The sequence below is a fragment of the Ideonella aquatica genome (genome assembly GCF_018069755.1).
Classification (GTDB): domain Bacteria; phylum Pseudomonadota; class Gammaproteobacteria; order Burkholderiales; family Burkholderiaceae_C; genus Ideonella; species Ideonella aquatica.
The window spans coordinates 147044-162209 of record NZ_JAGQDE010000005.1; the positions used below are offsets into that span (position 1 = coordinate 147044).

Here is a 15166-nt window from a genome sequence, read left to right on the forward strand (position 1 = left end):
GGGTTTTCCAGCGGCCGCGGGGTCCGATGCTCCACGGCGCAACGCCTTCTGTGTACTGCAAAGCGCGGTCCTGAAACACCCGTTGTACCCGGGAAAGAGTCCCGCCGTTGCGAGGAATGGGTCCCGCACCCGCGGGTGCTCGGATTCCTAGACTGCGCCCCGCTCACTGGCATCCCGCCAGCCTGCTTTTGACCCACGACGAGGAGACCCCGATGACCCCCGTGCCCCTGCGCGGCGCCGCCCCGCGCCAGCCCCGCTTCACCCCGACCCTGATCGCCCTGGCCTTGGCCGGCCTGACGGCGACGCCGGCACTGGCCAGCCAGTCGGTGAGCTGGGACGACATCGCCAACGACCACGCCACCACCGGCGACGTGCTCAGCTACGGCTTGGGCCTGAAGGCGCAACGCCACAGCCCGGCCAAGCAAATCAACACCAAGACGGTGAAGAACCTGGTGCCGGCCTGGAGCTTCAGCTTCGGCGGTGAAAAGCAGCGCGGCCAGGAGGCCCAGGCGCTGGTGCATGACGGCGTGATCTATGTCACCGCCTCGTACTCGCGCTTCTATGCGCTCGACGCCAAGACCGGCAAGCAGCTCTGGGCCTACGAGCATCGCCTGCCCGACGACATCCGTCCCTGCTGCGATGTGGTCAACCGCGGCCCGGCGATCTACGGCAACAAGGTCTACTTCGGCACGCTCGATGCGCGCATGCTGGCGCTCGACAAGGACACCGGCAAGGTGGTGTGGAACGAGAAGTTCGCCGACCACAAGTTGGGCTACACCATGACCGGCGCGCCCTTCATCGTCAAGGACAGCAAGAGCGGCAAGGTGCTGCTGGTGCACGGCAGCTCGGGCGACGAGTTCGGCGTCGTGGGCTGGCTGTTCGCCCGCGACCCCGACACCGGGGCCGAGGTCTGGGCGCGGCCGATGGTCGAGGGCCATCGCGGTCGCCTGAACGGTCAGGACAGCACCTACTCGGGCGACCCCAAGGCGCCCAGCTGGCCGCGTGACAAGGACGGCAAGCTGGTCGAGGCCTGGCACCAGGGCGGCGGCGCCCCGTGGCAGACCGCCACCTTCGACGTCGAGACCAACACCGTGGTCATCGGCACCGGCAACCCGGCGCCCTGGAACACCTGGAAGCGCACCAAGGAGGGCGACGACCCGCGCAACTGGGACAGCCTGTTCACCAGCGGCCAGGCCTATGTCGACGCGTCCACCGGCGACCTCAAGGGCTTCTTCCAGCACACGCCCAACGACGCCTGGGACTTCAGCGGCAACAACTCGGTGCTGCTGTTCGAGTACAAGAACCAGGACGGCAAGCTGGTCAAGGCCAGCGCGCACGCCGACCGCAACGGCTTCTTCTTCGTCACCGACCGCGAGCGCCTGGCCAACGGCGCCGGCATGGCCGGCAAGCCCACCGGTCTGATCGGCGCCTGGCCCTTCGTCGAAGGCATCACCTGGGCCAGCGGCTTCGATCTGAAGTCGGGCAAACCGATCGAGCGAGGCAACCGCCCGCCCATGCCTGAGGCCGGCGCCGAAAAGGGCAAGTCGGTCTTCGTCTCGCCGCCCTTCCTGGGCGGCACGAACTGGATGCCGATGTCCTATTCGCCCGACACGGGCCTGTTCTACATCCCTGGCAACCACTGGGCGATGGACTACTGGACCGAGAACGTCACCTACAAGGCCGGCAGCGCCTACCTGGGCCAGGGCTTCCGCATCAAGCGCCTGTACGACGACCATGTCGGCATCCTGCGTGCGATCGACCCGAAGAACGGCAAGATCGTCTGGCAGAAGAAGGAGAAGTTCCCGCTGTGGGCCGGCACCCTGACCACCGCCGGCGGCCTGCTGATCACCGGCACCTCCGACGGCTACGTCAAGGCCTTCGACGCCAAGACCGGCGAGGAGCTGTGGCACTTCCAGACCGGCTCCGGCGTGGTCAGCGTGCCCATCACCTGGGAGCAGGACGGCGAGCAGTACCTGGGCCTGTCCAGCGGCTACGGCGGCGCCGTGCCGCTGTGGGGTGGTGACATGGCCGACCTGACCAGGCAGGTGACCCAGGGCGGCAGCTACTGGGTCTTCAAGCTGCCCAAGCGGTGAGCGCGCCGGCCCTGATGCGGGCCGCGGCGGTGAAGGTGGTCAACGGCTGCCACCTCTGGCCCTATGCCCAGTGCCCCGGCGCTGACCTGCGCGGCGCCGATCTGGTCGGCCTGGACCTGCGAGGCGTCGATTTCACCGGCGCCGACCTGCGCGGAGCGGATCTGCGCTCGGCCAACTTGGCCGGGGCCTTTCTGGACCGGGCCGACCTCAGCGGCGCCAGCGCCTTTGCCCTGAATGCGCCGGGGGTGTCGATGCGCGGCGCCCGGCTGGTCCGGGCGAAGCTGCAGCAGGCCCGGCTGTTTCGCGCCGACCTCAGCGGCACCGACTGCACCGAGACGGACTTCGAGGCCGCCCGCCTCAACATGACCCAGTTCGTCGGTGCGCGCCTGGTGCGGGCCGAGTTGCAGGAGGCCAAGTTCGTGACCGCCAATCTGCGCGACGCCGTGTTCCAGGACAACCACCTGAAGTTCACGATCTTTCCCGATGCCGAGATGGGTGGCTGCAGCGGCTGCCCGAAGGATTGGTGATGCCCATACGACACTGGCACCAGGCCGGGCTCCTGCTGGCGCTGGCCGGGCCGCTGAGCGGCGCCCTGGCCGAGCGGCTGGCCCCGCCCCCAGGCCTGACCCCGCTGGGCGAGGCCGCGCGCCTGCCCAACCCCTACCGCGGCCAGCCGGCCGCCATCCAGGCCGGCCAGGCGGCCTACGAGGAGCACTGCGCGGCCTGCCACGGCGAGCAGGCCAGCCGGGCAGTGGCCGAGGGCCCCGACCTGCGCCGGCTCAACAGCGCCTGCCGGCGACTGACCGATGCGGCCTTGCAGGCGCACTGCCTGCGCGACGTCGACGCCTACTTCCTGCGCTCGGTCCACGAGGGCAAGCGCCGGGCCGGCCTGATGCACATGCCGGCCTGGCAGGGCGTGCTGCCGCAGGAGACGATCTGGGCCATCCGCAGCTTCACCGAGTCACGGCCGCTGCCGCCACCGCGGACGCTGCCGGACCTGCCGCCGGTCGAGCCCGACCGCTGAGCGCACAAGCGCCCAAGCGCCCAAGCGACCAAGCGCTCAAGCGCCACAGCGCCTCAGCGGATCAGCTTGAGCAGCGCGCGGCCGGCCGGGCTCTGGAGTTCCTTGAGGTCCACCGTGCCGTCGTTGTCGGGGTTGGCGGCCTTGAAGCGCGCCTCGACGATCGTCAGGTACTCGGCCTTGTCCAGCGTGCCGTCCTTGTCGGGATCGGCCTTGGCGAAGTCGGCCTTGGAAATGCCCAGTCCGTGCACCTCCTTGCGGTCGAGCGTGCCGTCCTTGTCCTTTTCGAGGCGGTCGAACTTGGCCTCGGCGGCCTTCTTGATTTCGGCCATGTCGAGCGTGCCGTCGTTGTCCGGGTCCTGGGCCTTGAGCCAGGCGGCCAGGTCGGCCCCCTTGGCCTGCGTCACCGCAGGGAAAGCGGCCAGCGTCGCGGCCAGGCACAGGGACGAGAGAATCAGCTTGCGTGTCATGGGGTGGGCTCCTTCCCCGGCAACCGGCCGGGTGCCAGGAAATTGTCCCGCACCGCAGTACGACCGGCGTTCCGCGTGCCAGGCCTTTGTGCGGCAGGTCAAGTGCGGCGCCCAAGAAAAGGGGCCCCTGGTCGGGGCCCCTCGGCATGTCAGACGGCGCTTCGTCGGATCACTTCAACATCTTGAAGACCCAGACCGAACCACCCTGCTCCAGGTAGTTGACCTTCTTGGCCACGTCGCCACCCCACAGCGGCACCGCACCACCCCAGCCCGAGACCACAGCGACGTACTGCTCGCCCTTGTCTTCCCAGGTGACCGGGGGAGCCACGACGCCGGAGCCGGTCTGGAACTTCCAGACGATCTTGCCGGTCTTGGCATCGGCGGCCTGCAGGTAGCCTTCCGGCGTGCCCCAGAACACCAGGTTGCCGCCGGTGGTCAGCACACCCCCCCACAGCGGGGCGTTGTTCGGCGATTCCCAGACGATCTTGCCGGTCTTCGGATCGATCGCGCGCAGCGCGCCGATCGGGCCGTCGTTCAGCGTCTTGATCGTGAAGCCGGCGCCCAGGTAGGCCGCACCCTTCTTGTAGGTGATCGGCTCGTTCCAGATCTCCATGCCCCACTCGTTGGCCGGCACGTAGAACAGGCCGGTCTGCGGGCTGTAGGCCATCGGCATCTGGTTCTTGCCGCCCAGGAAGGACGGGGCGGCGAAGACGCTCTGGCCCTTCTTGCCATCGGCACCGGCGGTGGGATCGCCCGGGCGGTTCTCAGGCACGAAGTTCGGCCGGCCGGTCTTCAGGTCGATGCCGGTGGCCCAGGTGACCTTCTTGACGAAGGGGAAGGCGTTGACCAGCTTGCCGGTCTTGGCGTCGTTGACGTAGAAGAAACCGTTGCGGTCGGCCTTGCCGCCCAGCACCTGGTTGCCGTCGTCGTAGGTGACGAACTCGTTGACGCCGTCGAAGTCCCAGCCGTCGTTGGGCGTGTTCTGGTAGTGCCAGACGATCTGGCCGGTCTTCACGTCGATCGCGACGGTCGAGCAGCTGAAGAGGTTGTCACCCTTGCGCAGGTGGCTGTTCCAGGGGGCCGGGTTGCCGGTGCCGAAGTAGGCCAGGCCGGTCTTGGCGTTGTAGGTGCCGCCCAGCCAGGTGGCCGCGCCACCGGTCTTCCACAGGTCGCCCGGCCAGCTCTTGCCCTGGGTGCCGGAAACGCCGTTCTCGGTCTTGTTGCCGTTGGCGTCGAACTTGTAGCCCATGTGGCCTTCCACCGTGGGACGCACCCAGACCAGCGCACCGGTCTTGGGGTTGCGCGCTTCCACGCGGCCCACCACACCGAATTCGCCGCCGGACACGCCGGTCAGCAGCAGGCCGCCAGCGATCAGCGGCGCGGCCGAGGCGGAGTAGCCGTCGGCGTAGTTGTCGATCTTCTCCTTCCAGACGACGTCACCGGTGTCCTGGTTCAGGGCCACCAGCTGGGCGTCCAGCGTGGCGAAGATGACCAGGTTGTCATAGAGCGCGGCGCCGCGGTTGATCACGTCGCAGCAGGGCATGATGCCGTCGGGCAGGCGGTGCTCGTACTTCCACAGCTTCTGGCCGGTGGCGGCGTCCAGCGCGTAGATGCGCGAGTACGAGCCGGTGACGAACATCTTGCCGTTGTGAATGACCGGCTGCGACTCCTGGCCGCGCTGCTTTTCGCCGCCGAACGAGAAGGACCAGGCCGGCACCAGCTTGCCGATGTTGCCGGTGTTGATCTTGGCCAGCGGCGAGAAGCGCTGGCCCTGGGTACCGATGCCCCACGACAGCACGTCGCCGGGCGACTTGGCGTCGTTCTCGATCATCTGGTCGGTGACGACGGCGTGGGCCATCTGGGCCGTGCCGAGCGTGATCAGCAGGGCAAGCAGTTTCATGCGCATGGGTTGTCTCCTGTAGCGGGGGGCTTCGCGTTGTCACGCCCTGGCACTTCCGGGGCGTTCCGGGAGTTCTTCCCGGCAAGTGGCGTGCCAGTCGCTGCAGGGCCAAAAACTCAGGGTTGGACCGGACGCAGCAGGCTCAAGTCCCCGGGAAAACACGGGGCAATTGCTCCAGCCTCGCACACCGGTCAGCGCCCGTGCTAGCGCGTGTGACGCGGCTCAGCGCAGGCCGTCGAACAGCCACACCTCGACCTCGTCGCCGGCCGCCACGCTGCCCTGGTCATGGCGCAGGCAGACCAGCGCGTTGGCCTCGGCCATGCTGCGCAGGATGCCAGCGCCCTGGGCGCCAGTCAGGCGCACCTGCCAGCCGCCGCCCTCGGCGGGCTCGACGATGCCGCGCTGGAACTCGCTGCGGCCGGGGCGCTTGCGGATCGCGGCCACGCTGCGCGCGCGCAGGCCCGGCAGCGGGCGCGGCGTGGCGCCGGAGAGCACCAGCAGCGCCTCGCGGGCAAACACGTAGTAGGTGACCAGCGCCGCCACCGGGTTGCCCGGCAGCGCGAACAACCAGGCGCGCCGGCCGCCGGGGCCGTCCAGCGGGCCGAAGGCGAAGGGCCGGCCCGGGCGCATCGCCACCTTCCAGAAATCGACCTGGCCGCGCGCGGCCAGCAGGTCGCGGGTGTAGTCGGCGTCGCCCATGCTGACGCCGCCGCTGGTCAGCACCACGTCGGCCTCGGCGATCGCGCGGTCCAGCGTGGCGTTCAGTGCCGCCGGGTCGTCGGGCACCAGCCCCAGGTCCAGCACCTCCACCCCCAGGCGCTGCAGCGCGGCCATCAGGCTGTAGCGGTTGCTGTCGTAGATGCAGCCGGGATCCAGCGGCTGGCCCAGCGTGCGCAGCTCGTTGCCGGTGGAAAACAGCGCCACCTTCAGCCGCCGCAGCACCGCCAGCTCGCTCAGGCCCAGCGAGGCCACCAGCCCCATCTCGGCCGGCCCCAGCACCGTGCCGGCCGCCAGGGCCGGCTTGCCGCGTGCCAGGTCCTCGCCCTGGGGGCGGCGGTTCTCGCCAGGGCGCAGCACGCCGGCAGCGATGTGCACGCCGGCAGCGTCGACACGGCACAGCTCGATCGGCACCACCGTGTCCAGGCCGACGGGCATCACGGCGCCGGTCATGATGCGCACGGCATGGCCGGGCGGCACCTGCGGTGACGTCGGGGCGCCGGCAAAGACGGTGTCGGCCAGCGGCTGCAGCACGGTGTCGCGGTCAGACGCCAGATCGGCCCCGCGGAAGGCATAGCCGTCCATCGCCGAGTTGTCGTGCGCCGGCACATCGATCGGCGAGATCACCGGCTCGGCCAACACCCGGCCCAGGGCCCGGCCCAGCGGCAGCGTCTCGCGATCGGTGATCGGTCGCAGACTGGCCAGCACCCGGGCGCGGGCCACATCGACAGGCAGTTCGTGGCCGGCGGCCAGCGGGGAGGGTCCGAGTTCGGGCATGGGTCGCGGGAGCAGCTGGAAGGCGGGTGGCGATTGTCGACGGCGGGCGACGCTTCGCATGATATGCAAGTCGGTGCATATCGCGTTGCGCTCTGCGGCCCGCCAGAATCGCGCCGCCGAAATGAACACGATCTCCGAGAGCCTGCAGCGCGCCCTGCAACTGATCCTGGCTGCCGACCCCGAGTTGTGGCGCATCGTGCTGCTGTCGCTGCGCGTCAGCGCCAGCGCCTGCGTGGTCGGCGCGCTGATGGGACTGACCCTGGGCGCCTGGCTGGCCGTGGCCCGCTTTCCGGGCCACAGCGCACTGGTCTGGGCGCTGAACACGCTGCTGGCCCTGCCCTCGGTGGTGGTGGGTCTGCTGGTCTACCTGCTGCTGTCGCGCTCCGGGCCGCTGGGCGACTGGGGCCTGCTGTTCACGCCCACCGCCATGGTGATCGCGCAAAGCATCCTGGTGGTGCCGCTGATCGCCGCGCTGACCCGGCGCGTGGTGCTGGGCGCGCTGGCCGAGGGCGGTGACCAGTTGCGCTCGCTGGGGGCCGGCCCGATGCTGTCGGCCGCGCTGATGCTGATGCACGAGCGCCTGGCGGTGCTGACCATCCTGCTCACCGCCTTCGGCCGGGCGATTGCCGAGGTGGGTGCGGTGATGATCGTCGGCGGCAACATCAACGGCGTGACGCGGGTGATGACCACCTCGATCGCCCTGGAAACCAGCAAGGGCGACCTGCCGCTGGCGCTGGCGCTGGGCGTGCTGCTGCTGGCGGTGGTGGGGCTGCTCAACGGCCTGGCCAGCCTGCTGCCCGGCGGCGAAGCGAACGCCACCGACGCGAGGGCCCTGGCATGAGGCCTGACCTGGCCACCGCGCTGGCCGAGCCGCTGCTGAGCCTGGACGCTGCCAGCGTGCACTTTGGCAGCGTCTGCGCACTGCAACCGTTGGGGCTGACGCTGTCACGCGGCGAGCGCCTGGCGCTGGTCGGCCCCAACGGCTCGGGCAAGACCACGCTGCTGCGGCTGCTGCACGGGCTGCAGGCCCACCAGGGCCAGCGCAGGCTGCACCGGCCGCTGGTGGCGGCGATGCTGTTCCAGCACCCCTTCCTGCTGCGCCTGTCGGCCTGGCGCAACCTGACGCTGGCGCTGTGGCTGCGGGGGGTGCCGGCCCCGCAGCGCGCCGAGCGCGCGCAGCGGGCGCTGGAGCGCGTGGGCCTGGCGGAGATGGCCCGGCGCCCTGCGCGGGCGCTGTCGGGCGGCCAGCAGCAGCGCCTGGCCCTGGCCCGCGCCTGGGCGCTGCAGCCCGACATCCTGTTTCTGGACGAACCCACGGCCAGCCTGGACCCCAGCGCCAAGCGCGAGGTCGAAGCCCTGATCGACGAGTTCGCCCGCGACGGCATGACCTTGGTGATGACCAGCCACAACCTGGGCCAGGTCAAGCGCCTGAGCACCCGCGTCATCTGTCTGGACCGCGGCCGCGTGCTGGCCGACCTGCCCACCGAAGACCTCTTCCACCGAACCGACCTCGCTCCCGAGGTGAGCCTGTTCCTCAAAGGAGAACTCCCATGGACCTGATGCCCTTCACCCGCCGCCAGCTGGGCCTGGCGCTGGCCGCCGCCGTCGCCACCCTCAGCCTGCCCAGCCAAGCCGAAGACAAGTTCATCGTCATGGCCAGCACCACCTCCACCGAGCAGTCGGGTCTGTTCGGCCACCTGCTGCCGGCCTTCAAGCAGGCCAGCGGGATTGACGTGCGCGTGGTGGCGGTGGGCACCGGGCAGGCGCTGGACATGGGCCGCCGCGGCGATGCCGATGTGCTCTTCGTGCACGACACCGCCGCCGAGGAGAAGTTCGTCGCCGACGGCTTCTCCACCCAGCGCCGCAACGTCATGTACAACGACTTCGTCGTGGTCGGCCCGGCCGCCGATCCGGCCAAGGTCAAGGGCAGCGACATCGGCGCCGCCTTCGGCAAGCTGGCGAGCTCGGGCGCCGGCTTCATCTCGCGCGGCGACAAGAGCGGCACCCACGCCGCCGAGCTGCGCCTGTGGAAAGGCGCCGGCGTCGACCTGGCCGCGGCCAAGCCGGCCGGCTACAAGGAATGCGGCTGCGGCATGGGTCCGGCGCTGAACATGGGGGCCTCCACCGGTGCCTATGTGCTGACCGACCGCGGCACCTGGCTGAACTTCAAGAACCGCCAGGACCTGGCGGTGCTGGTCGAGGGCGACAAGAAGCTGTTCAACCAGTACGGCGTGATGGTCGTGAACGCTGCCAAGCACCCGCACGTGAAGACCGCGCTGGCCCAGCAGTTCGCCGACTGGGTGGTGTCGCCGGCTGGCCAGGCCAGCATCAGCGCCTACAAGATCAACGGCGAGCCGCTGTTCTTCCCCAACGCCTCGCGCTGAACACCCTGCGCAAACTGGCGCAGCAGCGCCAGCGCCGGTGACAGCGGTTGCCGGCGCTCGGCCACGGCCATGGCGATGCGCCACTGCTCATTGGCCAGACGCTGCAGCAGCGAGGCGGGCGCCTCCAGGCAGCCCATCTGCCAGTCGGCAAACAGGCGAGTCTCGGTGGGCTCGCGCATCAACACGGTGAGCTGTTGATGGCGCGGTGACGCGGACACCCGCTGCCAGACCCGCTCGACCGCATCAGGCGGGCCCTCCAGGTACTGCAGGAACTGCCGGCTGTCGTGCAGCAGCACGCCGCTGACGCCCACGCTGGCATTGAACATCCGCGCCTTGAGCAGCAACTGGCCGATCTCCACCGCGCTCATCGGCTGGGTGGCTGTGCTGCTGTAGGCCAGGGCGAGCCAGGTCAAGGGTCGGTTCTCCATCGCTTGCGTTCAGCCCTGGTATCGACCAAGCTGTGGGGATGTTGAGCGCCGATCGGCGCACCGGCCCCATCGCCAGCCCGGGCATGCCCACCGTGGCCAACACCCGCCGCAGGGACCAGGGCACCGTGCAGAGGCCATGCGAACACGACGCTGCCGCTCAGGTGCAGGCGCAGCGGCAAAAGCTACCCGGGGGCGCACCGGTGCGTTGGCTGGCCGCAGTTCGGACAGGCGGCCAGCGGATCCAGGGCTCAGCCCCGCTCGGCCAGGGCCAGCGCTGCCTCGGCGGCAGCGCGGCTCAAGGACTCGCGCACGGCCGGGTCATCCAGGTCCTCGTTGCCGTCCTCGCCGTCACCGCCCAGCAGCGCGATCGGCACCAGTTGCGGGCCCAGTTGCGGGTCGTCGAACAGCGGCGCCCAGGCCGCCGGGTCCAGGTCAGTGGCCTGCAGGAAGCCGGTGCACCAGTCGCCCGCGTCGGCCCACTCGTGCTCGCCCTGCTCGGCCAGGCTGAACACCGGCTCCCACAGCGTGGGGTGCTCGCGCAAGGTGCTGAGGATGGCCTGCAGGTGACGCAGCACCAGCACCACGGTGCGCTTGCGCTGCTGGTTGCTGGCGAAGGGCGCACCGTCCTCACCGTCGCCACCCCAGACCGCGGGCAGCCAGTCGGCGGTGGGCAGGGTATCGAGCACGCTGGCCGGGCCCACCGCCAGCGCGGTGAGGTAGCCGTCCAGGCCGTCCAGGCTCATCACGCCGTCACGGCCGGACTGGGCCAGCTGCAGCAGCCACTGGTCCAGCTGCTCCAGCTCGGCCTCGGTCAGCGGCGTGTTGGGCGAGGCGCGGTTGAATTGCGGGTATTGCATCAGGCCTCCAGGCATTCCAGTCCGCCCAGGTAGGGCCGCAGCGCCACCGGGATGCGGATGCGGCCGTCGGCTTGCTGGTGGTTCTCCAGCACCGCCACCAGCGCCCGGCCCACCGCCAGGCCCGAGCCGTTGAGGGTGTGGACCAGCTCGGTCTTGCCCTGGGCGTTCTTGAAGCGCGCCTGCATGCGGCGGGCCTGGAAGGCGCCCATGTTGCTGCACGAGCTGATCTCGCGGTAGGTGTTCTGCGCCGGCAGCCAGACCTCCAGGTCAAAGGTCTTGACCGCACCAAAACCCATGTCGCCAGTGCACAGCAGCACCACCCGGTATGGCAGCTCCAGCCCCTGCAGGATGGCCTCGGCGTGGCCGACCATCTGGTCCAGCGCATCGAAGCTCTGGTCGGGCGCGGTGATCTGCACCATCTCGACCTTGTCGAACTGGTGCTGGCGGATCATGCCGCGGGTGTCGCGGCCGGCACTGCCCGCTTCCGAGCGGAAGCAGGGCGTGTGGCCGGTCAGCCTGATCGGCAGCTGATCCGCGCTGAGGATGCTGTCGGCCACGGTGTTGGTCAGCGTGACCTCCGAGGTGGGGATCAGGTACCACTTGTTGCCCGCCTCGTCGCCGTCGCCCGAGGTGACATGGAACAGGTCCTGCTCGAACTTGGGCAGCTGGCCGGTGCCGCGCATCGCCGCGGCGTTGACCATGTAGGGCGTGTAGCACTCGGTGTAGCCGTGGCGCTGGGTGTGGGTGTCCAGCATGAACTGGGCGAGCGCACGGTGCAGACGCGCCACCGGGCCGCGCATCAGCGAGAAGCGCGCGCCGGCCAGCTTGACGCCGGCCTCGAAGTCCAGGCCCAGCGGCGCGCCCAGGTCCACATGGTCCTTGACCGGGAAGGCATAGGTGCCGGGCGTGCCCCAGCGGCGCACCTCCTGGTTGGCGGTCTCGTCCGGGCCCACCGGCACGCTGTCGTCGGGCAGGTTGGGCACGCCCAGCAGCAGGCCTTGCAGCTCGGCCTGCAGCGCGTCCAGGCGGGTGGCGCCGGCCGTCATCTCGTCGGCGATGCCGGCCACCTGGGCCATCAGCGCCTCGACCTGGGCGGCCGTGTCTTCGCCCTTGGCCGCCTTGCCCTTGAGCTGGCCGATCTGCTTGCTCAGCGCGTTGCGCTGGGCCTGCAGCTCCTCGGTGCGGGTCTGCAGCGTCTTGCGCTCGGCTTCCAGGGCGCCAAAGCGTGGCACGTCCAGGAAGGGCTGCGGGGTCTTGCGGGTTTCTAGCTTGGCCACCACCGCGTTCAGGTCGCGGCGCAGCTGGGTGATGTCGAGCATGGAAGTCTCTCTTCGCGAAATCGGATCGGGGCCGGCGCAGCGCGCCGGCGAGCGGACACAGTCAGTGGCCGGAGCGCTCGGATCGCTCCGCGGCAAAGGCCGCCATCGACTTGTCGCCCAGGCCCTTGGGCAGCGGAAACTGGATGGTTTCCTCAACGCCCGGCATCTTGCGCACGCCGGTGGCGCCCAGCGCCTTCAGGCGCGCAATGACCTGCTGCACCAGCACGTCGGGCGCGCTGGCGCCGGCCGTCAGGCCCACGCGCGGGCGGCCCGCCAGCCAGGCCGGCTGCAGGTCCTCGGCCGCATCGACCATGTAGGCCGGCGTGCCCAGGCGCTCGGCCAGCTCGCGCAGGCGGTTGCTGTTCGAGCTGGTGGGGCTGCCCACCACGATCACCACATCCACCGCCGGGGCGAGCACCTTGATGGCGTCCTGGCGGTTCTGCGTGGCGTAGCAGATGTCCTGCTTCTTGGGCTCGCGCACCTGGGGAAAGCGCGCCTTCACCGCCGCGTGGATGGCCGCGGCGTCGTCGACGCTCAGCGTGGTCTGCGTGACCACCGCCAGCTTGTCGGGGTTCTTGACCGGCACGGTGGCCACATCGGCCTCGTCCTCGACCAGATAGATCCCCTCATGCAGCTGGCCCATCGTGCCTTCCACCTCGGGGTGCCCCTTGTGGCCGACCATGATGAACTCATAGCCCTCCTTCGAGAGCTTGGCCACCTCGACATGGACCTTGGTGACCAGCGGGCACGTGGCGTCGAAGACGCGAAAGCCCCGGGCCTCGGCCTCGGCCTGCACCGCCTTGCTGACGCCATGCGCCGAGAAGATCAGCGTGGCGCCCGGGGGCACCTCGGCCAGTTCCTCGATGAAGATCGCGCCCTTGGCCTTCAGGTCGTTGACCACATAGGTGTTATGGACGATCTCGTGGCGCACGTAGATCGGTGCGCCGTAGAGCGTGAGCGCGCGCTCGACGATCTCGATCGCCCGGTCCACCCCGGCACAAAAGCCGCGCGGTTCAGCCAGCAGGATCTCGCCCATCACAGCACCCCGATCACCTGGACCTCGAAGGTCACGGCCTGGCCAGCCAGCGGGTGGTTGAAATCAAACTCAACCCAGCCCTCGCCCACGGCCCGCACCACACCGGCGAAGCGGCCGGTGTTGTCGGGGGTGGGGAACTCGACCACGTCGCCCACCACGTACTCGGCCTCGGGATCGCCCATCTCGTCGAGCACCTGGCGCTTCAGGCGCTGCACCATCTCGGGCTTGCGCGGCCCGAAGGCCTCGCCGGCCGCCAGCGTGAACGCCTGGCGCGCGCCCTCCTCCAGCCCGATCAGGCGCGCCTCGAAGGCCGGCGACAGCTGGCCGGCGCCCAGCGTCAGCGTGGCCGGCTTGTCGTTGAACGTGGTGACCACGTCGGCGCCGTCGGGGCCTGCGAGGCGGTAATGCAGGGTCAGGAAGGACCCTTGCTGGATGGTGTTCACGGTGGGAAAACTGGTAGTCTGGGTGCTGATTTTACGGGTCGCCCCACGCAAGGGCACCTGAATCTCAGGGAGAAGGGCATGACGATCAAGGATCTGCCGGCCGAGTCACGGCCGCGCGAGAAGCTGCTGGCGCGCGGGCCGGCCGCACTGGCCGACGCCGAATTGCTGGCCCTGCTGCTGCGCACCGGCCTGCCCGGCCAGGGCGTGCTGGCGCTGGCTGACAGCCTGCTGGCCCGCTTCGGCGGCTTTGGCGGCCTGCTGCACGGCACGCCGGCCGATTTCGGCCAGGTCAAGGGCCTGGGGCCGGCCAAGCGGGCCGAACTGGCCGCGGTGATGGAGATGGCGCGGCGCGCGCTGGCCCAGCAGATCCGCGCGGAACCGGTGTTCGATGCCCCGGCCAAGGTCAAGGACTTCGTCGCGCTGAAGCTGGGCGGCCAGCGGCGCGAGGTCTTCGGCGTGCTGTTCCTGGACGGCCAGCACCGGCTGATCGAGTGGCGCGAGCTGTTCCAGGGCACGCTGACCCAGACCAGCGTCTACCCGCGCGAGGTGGTCAAGGAGGCGCTGGCGCTGAACGCCGGTGCGGTGATCCTGGCCCACAACCACCCCAGTGGCCTGGCCGAGCCCTCGCGCGCCGACGAGTACCTCACCCAGGCCCTCAAGAGCGCGTTGGCCCTGGTGGACGTGCGTGTGCTGGATCACCTGGTGGTGGGCACCGGGCAGGTGATCAGTTTTGCGGAGCGCGGGCTGATCTGAGCTCGGCGCGGTATGGTCGCCGTTTTGCCCGGCCCGCCATGCACGCCCTGTTGAACACCTTGCGCCAGATGCCCCTGCCCACCGAGGCGGCGCGGGTGTTTCATGGCCGTGGTGGCCTGTTCCCCGGCTGCGAGGCCTGGACCCTGGACTGGTACGACCCGGTCTGGCTGCTCACCAGCTTTGCGCCCGCCAGCGACCCGGACCTGGCCGCCATTGGTGAGGCCCTGGCCGCGCGCTGGCGTGAACTGGCGCCGGGGCAGCCGCTGAACTGGGTCTTCCAGCAGCGCGACGAGATGCGTGCCGACAACCGGCTGATGGCCGGCGGTGTCCCGGACAACCATGTGGTGCTGCTGGACGGCGCCCGCCTGCAGGTACACCTGCTGCGTGGCCAGAACCACGGCCTGTTCCTGGACATGGCCGAGGGCCACCGCTGGGTGCGCGAATGGGCAGCGGCCCACCCCGGCGCGCGGGTGCTGAACCTGTTCGCCTACACCGGCGCCTTCTCGGTGGCGGCGCTGCGCGGTGGCGCGGCCCGCGTGGACAACTACGACATGGCGCGCGGCGCGCTGGCCATCGCCAAGCGCAACCACCTGCTCAACGGCCTGGATGCCGGTGCGGCCTTCCTGCCCCACGACATCTTCAACTCCTGGGGCCGCATCACCCGCCACGGCCCGTACGACCTGGTGGTGATGGACCCGCCCAGCCACCAGAAGGGCAGCTTTGTGGCCGAGAAGGACTGGGCCCGCCTGCTGCGCCGCCTGCCTGAGCTGCTGTCGCCCGGCGGCGAGGCCCTGCTGTGCCTGAACTCGCCCAAACTGGGTGAGGAGGTCCTGCGCCAGACCCTGGCCGAAGCCGCGCCGACGATGGAAGTGGTTGCGCGCCTGCCCAACCCCGCGGCCTTTGCCGACGTTGATCCGCGGCGCGCGCTGAAGGTGCTGCAGGTGCGCCGCGCGGCGGCGTAGCATCGG

Annotated in this window: 16 protein-coding genes; 8 read left to right on the top strand and 8 right to left on the bottom strand. The window is 70.0% G+C overall.

The features are described from left to right. Window positions 1–212: 212 nt before the first annotated feature. The 3 genes from KAK06_RS08090 to KAK06_RS08100 are packed head-to-tail and all read left to right on the top strand — an operon-like array spanning window position 213 to window position 3117. Window positions 213–2093 carry a methanol/ethanol family PQQ-dependent dehydrogenase gene (locus KAK06_RS08090; RefSeq protein ID WP_247652723.1) on the top strand — a complete coding sequence of 627 codons (1881 nt, stop codon included), beginning with the start codon at window positions 213–215 and terminating at the stop codon, window positions 2091–2093. Continuing rightward, window positions 2090–2620: a pentapeptide repeat-containing protein gene (locus KAK06_RS08095; RefSeq protein ID WP_210801430.1), complete on the top strand. Its 531-nt coding sequence runs from the start codon at window positions 2090–2092 to the stop codon at window positions 2618–2620. The genes KAK06_RS08090 and KAK06_RS08095 overlap by 4 nt, the downstream gene beginning before the upstream one ends. Continuing rightward, window positions 2620–3117: a c-type cytochrome gene (locus tag KAK06_RS08100; protein WP_210801431.1), complete on the top strand. Its 498-nt coding sequence runs from the start codon at window positions 2620–2622 to the stop codon at window positions 3115–3117. The genes KAK06_RS08095 and KAK06_RS08100 overlap by 1 nt, the downstream gene beginning before the upstream one ends. Window positions 3118–3170: 53 nt before the next feature. Here the strand turns inward: KAK06_RS08100 and lanM are convergent, their stop codons facing one another. From lanM to moeA, 3 genes are all read right to left on the bottom strand, one after another. After that, entirely contained in the window at window positions 3171–3584 is a 414-nt protein-coding gene (lanM, locus tag KAK06_RS08105) for a lanmodulin LanM (protein WP_210801432.1), read from the bottom strand. A 169-nt stretch (window positions 3585–3753) separates the two neighbouring features. Continuing rightward, the gene (locus KAK06_RS08110) at window positions 3754–5490 is read right to left on the bottom strand and encodes a PQQ-dependent methanol/ethanol family dehydrogenase (RefSeq protein WP_210801433.1); all 1737 of its coding nucleotides are present in this window, start codon (window positions 5488–5490) and stop codon (window positions 3754–3756) included. A 216-nt stretch (window positions 5491–5706) separates the two neighbouring features. After that, window positions 5707–6978: a molybdopterin molybdotransferase MoeA gene (moeA, locus tag KAK06_RS08115; RefSeq protein ID WP_210801434.1), complete on the bottom strand. Its 1272-nt coding sequence runs from the start codon at window positions 6976–6978 to the stop codon at window positions 5707–5709. Between the two features lie 121 nt (window positions 6979–7099). Between moeA and KAK06_RS08120 the strand changes: the two genes are divergently transcribed. From KAK06_RS08120 to KAK06_RS08130, 3 genes are read left to right on the top strand one after another with little or no spacing between them, the layout of a single operon-like run. Further along, window positions 7100–7819 carry an ABC transporter permease gene (locus tag KAK06_RS08120; RefSeq protein WP_210801435.1) on the top strand — a complete coding sequence of 240 codons (720 nt, stop codon included), beginning with the start codon at window positions 7100–7102 and terminating at the stop codon, window positions 7817–7819. Then, window positions 7816–8538, top strand: coding sequence for an ATP-binding cassette domain-containing protein (locus tag KAK06_RS08125; protein ID WP_210801436.1), 723 nt, complete (start codon window positions 7816–7818; stop codon window positions 8536–8538). Before KAK06_RS08120 ends, KAK06_RS08125 begins: the two co-directional genes overlap by 4 nt. Next, on the top strand, window positions 8529–9362 hold the full coding sequence (locus KAK06_RS08130) for an ABC transporter substrate-binding protein (RefSeq protein WP_210801437.1): 834 nt from the start codon (window positions 8529–8531) through the stop codon (window positions 9360–9362). The genes KAK06_RS08125 and KAK06_RS08130 overlap by 10 nt, the downstream gene beginning before the upstream one ends. Here the strand turns inward: KAK06_RS08130 and KAK06_RS08135 are convergent. From KAK06_RS08135 to KAK06_RS08155, 5 genes are all read right to left on the bottom strand, one after another. Continuing rightward, window positions 9314–9775, bottom strand: a complete 462-nt coding sequence (locus KAK06_RS08135; RefSeq protein WP_210801438.1) for a BLUF domain-containing protein — start codon at window positions 9773–9775, stop codon at window positions 9314–9316. The genes KAK06_RS08130 and KAK06_RS08135 overlap by 49 nt on opposite strands. 263 nt (window positions 9776–10038) lie before the next feature. After that, entirely contained in the window at window positions 10039–10647 is a 609-nt protein-coding gene (locus KAK06_RS08140) for a UPF0149 family protein (RefSeq protein WP_210801439.1), read from the bottom strand. Continuing rightward, the gene (gene serS, locus KAK06_RS08145) at window positions 10647–11966 is read right to left on the bottom strand and encodes a serine--tRNA ligase (protein WP_210801440.1); all 1320 of its coding nucleotides are present in this window, start codon (window positions 11964–11966) and stop codon (window positions 10647–10649) included. Before serS ends, KAK06_RS08140 begins: the two co-directional genes overlap by 1 nt. A 61-nt stretch (window positions 11967–12027) precedes the next feature. Next, window positions 12028–13002 carry a 4-hydroxy-3-methylbut-2-enyl diphosphate reductase gene (gene ispH / locus KAK06_RS08150; protein WP_210801441.1) on the bottom strand — a complete coding sequence of 325 codons (975 nt, stop codon included), beginning with the start codon at window positions 13000–13002 and terminating at the stop codon, window positions 12028–12030. Then, window positions 13002–13445 (bottom strand): FKBP-type peptidyl-prolyl cis-trans isomerase, encoded by a 444-nt coding sequence (locus KAK06_RS08155; protein WP_210801442.1) that lies wholly within the window; start codon window positions 13443–13445, stop codon window positions 13002–13004. Before KAK06_RS08155 ends, ispH begins: the two co-directional genes overlap by 1 nt. Window positions 13446–13523: 78 nt before the next feature. On the opposite strand from KAK06_RS08155, the gene radC reads away from it, so the two are divergent. Both radC and KAK06_RS08165 read left to right on the top strand, forming a co-directional pair. Further along, window positions 13524–14198 (top strand): RadC family protein, encoded by a 675-nt coding sequence (gene radC, locus KAK06_RS08160; protein WP_210801443.1) that lies wholly within the window; start codon window positions 13524–13526, stop codon window positions 14196–14198. A gap of 38 nt (window positions 14199–14236) precedes the next feature. Further along, window positions 14237–15160 carry a class I SAM-dependent methyltransferase gene (locus KAK06_RS08165; protein WP_210801444.1) on the top strand — a complete coding sequence of 308 codons (924 nt, stop codon included), beginning with the start codon at window positions 14237–14239 and terminating at the stop codon, window positions 15158–15160. Window positions 15161–15166 lie beyond the last annotated feature (6 nt).

What these genes read in the sequence shown, in the direction of transcription:
- KAK06_RS08090 (WP_247652723.1), top strand. Translation starts at nt 213, where the DNA reads ATGACCCCCGTGCCCCTGCGCGGCGCCGCCCCGCGCCAGCCCCGCTTC.
- KAK06_RS08100 (WP_210801431.1), top strand. Translation starts at nt 2,620, where the DNA reads ATGCCCATACGACACTGGCACCAGGCCGGGCTCCTGCTGGCGCTGGCC.
- lanM (WP_210801432.1), bottom strand. Translation starts at nt 3,584, where the DNA reads ATGACACGCAAGCTGATTCTCTCGTCCCTGTGCCTGGCCGCGACGCTG.
- KAK06_RS08110 (WP_210801433.1), bottom strand. Translation starts at nt 5,490, where the DNA reads ATGCGCATGAAACTGCTTGCCCTGCTGATCACGCTCGGCACGGCCCAG.
- moeA (WP_210801434.1), bottom strand. Translation starts at nt 6,978, where the DNA reads ATGCCCGAACTCGGACCCTCCCCGCTGGCCGCCGGCCACGAACTGCCT.
- KAK06_RS08120 (WP_210801435.1), top strand. Translation starts at nt 7,100, where the DNA reads ATGAACACGATCTCCGAGAGCCTGCAGCGCGCCCTGCAACTGATCCTG.
- KAK06_RS08125 (WP_210801436.1), top strand. Translation starts at nt 7,816, where the DNA reads ATGAGGCCTGACCTGGCCACCGCGCTGGCCGAGCCGCTGCTGAGCCTG.
- KAK06_RS08130 (WP_210801437.1), top strand. Translation starts at nt 8,529, where the DNA reads ATGGACCTGATGCCCTTCACCCGCCGCCAGCTGGGCCTGGCGCTGGCC.
- KAK06_RS08140 (WP_210801439.1), bottom strand. Translation starts at nt 10,647, where the DNA reads ATGCAATACCCGCAATTCAACCGCGCCTCGCCCAACACGCCGCTGACC.
- serS (WP_210801440.1), bottom strand. Translation starts at nt 11,966, where the DNA reads ATGCTCGACATCACCCAGCTGCGCCGCGACCTGAACGCGGTGGTGGCC.
- ispH (WP_210801441.1), bottom strand. Translation starts at nt 13,002, where the DNA reads ATGGGCGAGATCCTGCTGGCTGAACCGCGCGGCTTTTGTGCCGGGGTG.
- radC (WP_210801443.1), top strand. Translation starts at nt 13,524, where the DNA reads ATGACGATCAAGGATCTGCCGGCCGAGTCACGGCCGCGCGAGAAGCTG.
- KAK06_RS08165 (WP_210801444.1), top strand. Translation starts at nt 14,237, where the DNA reads ATGCACGCCCTGTTGAACACCTTGCGCCAGATGCCCCTGCCCACCGAG.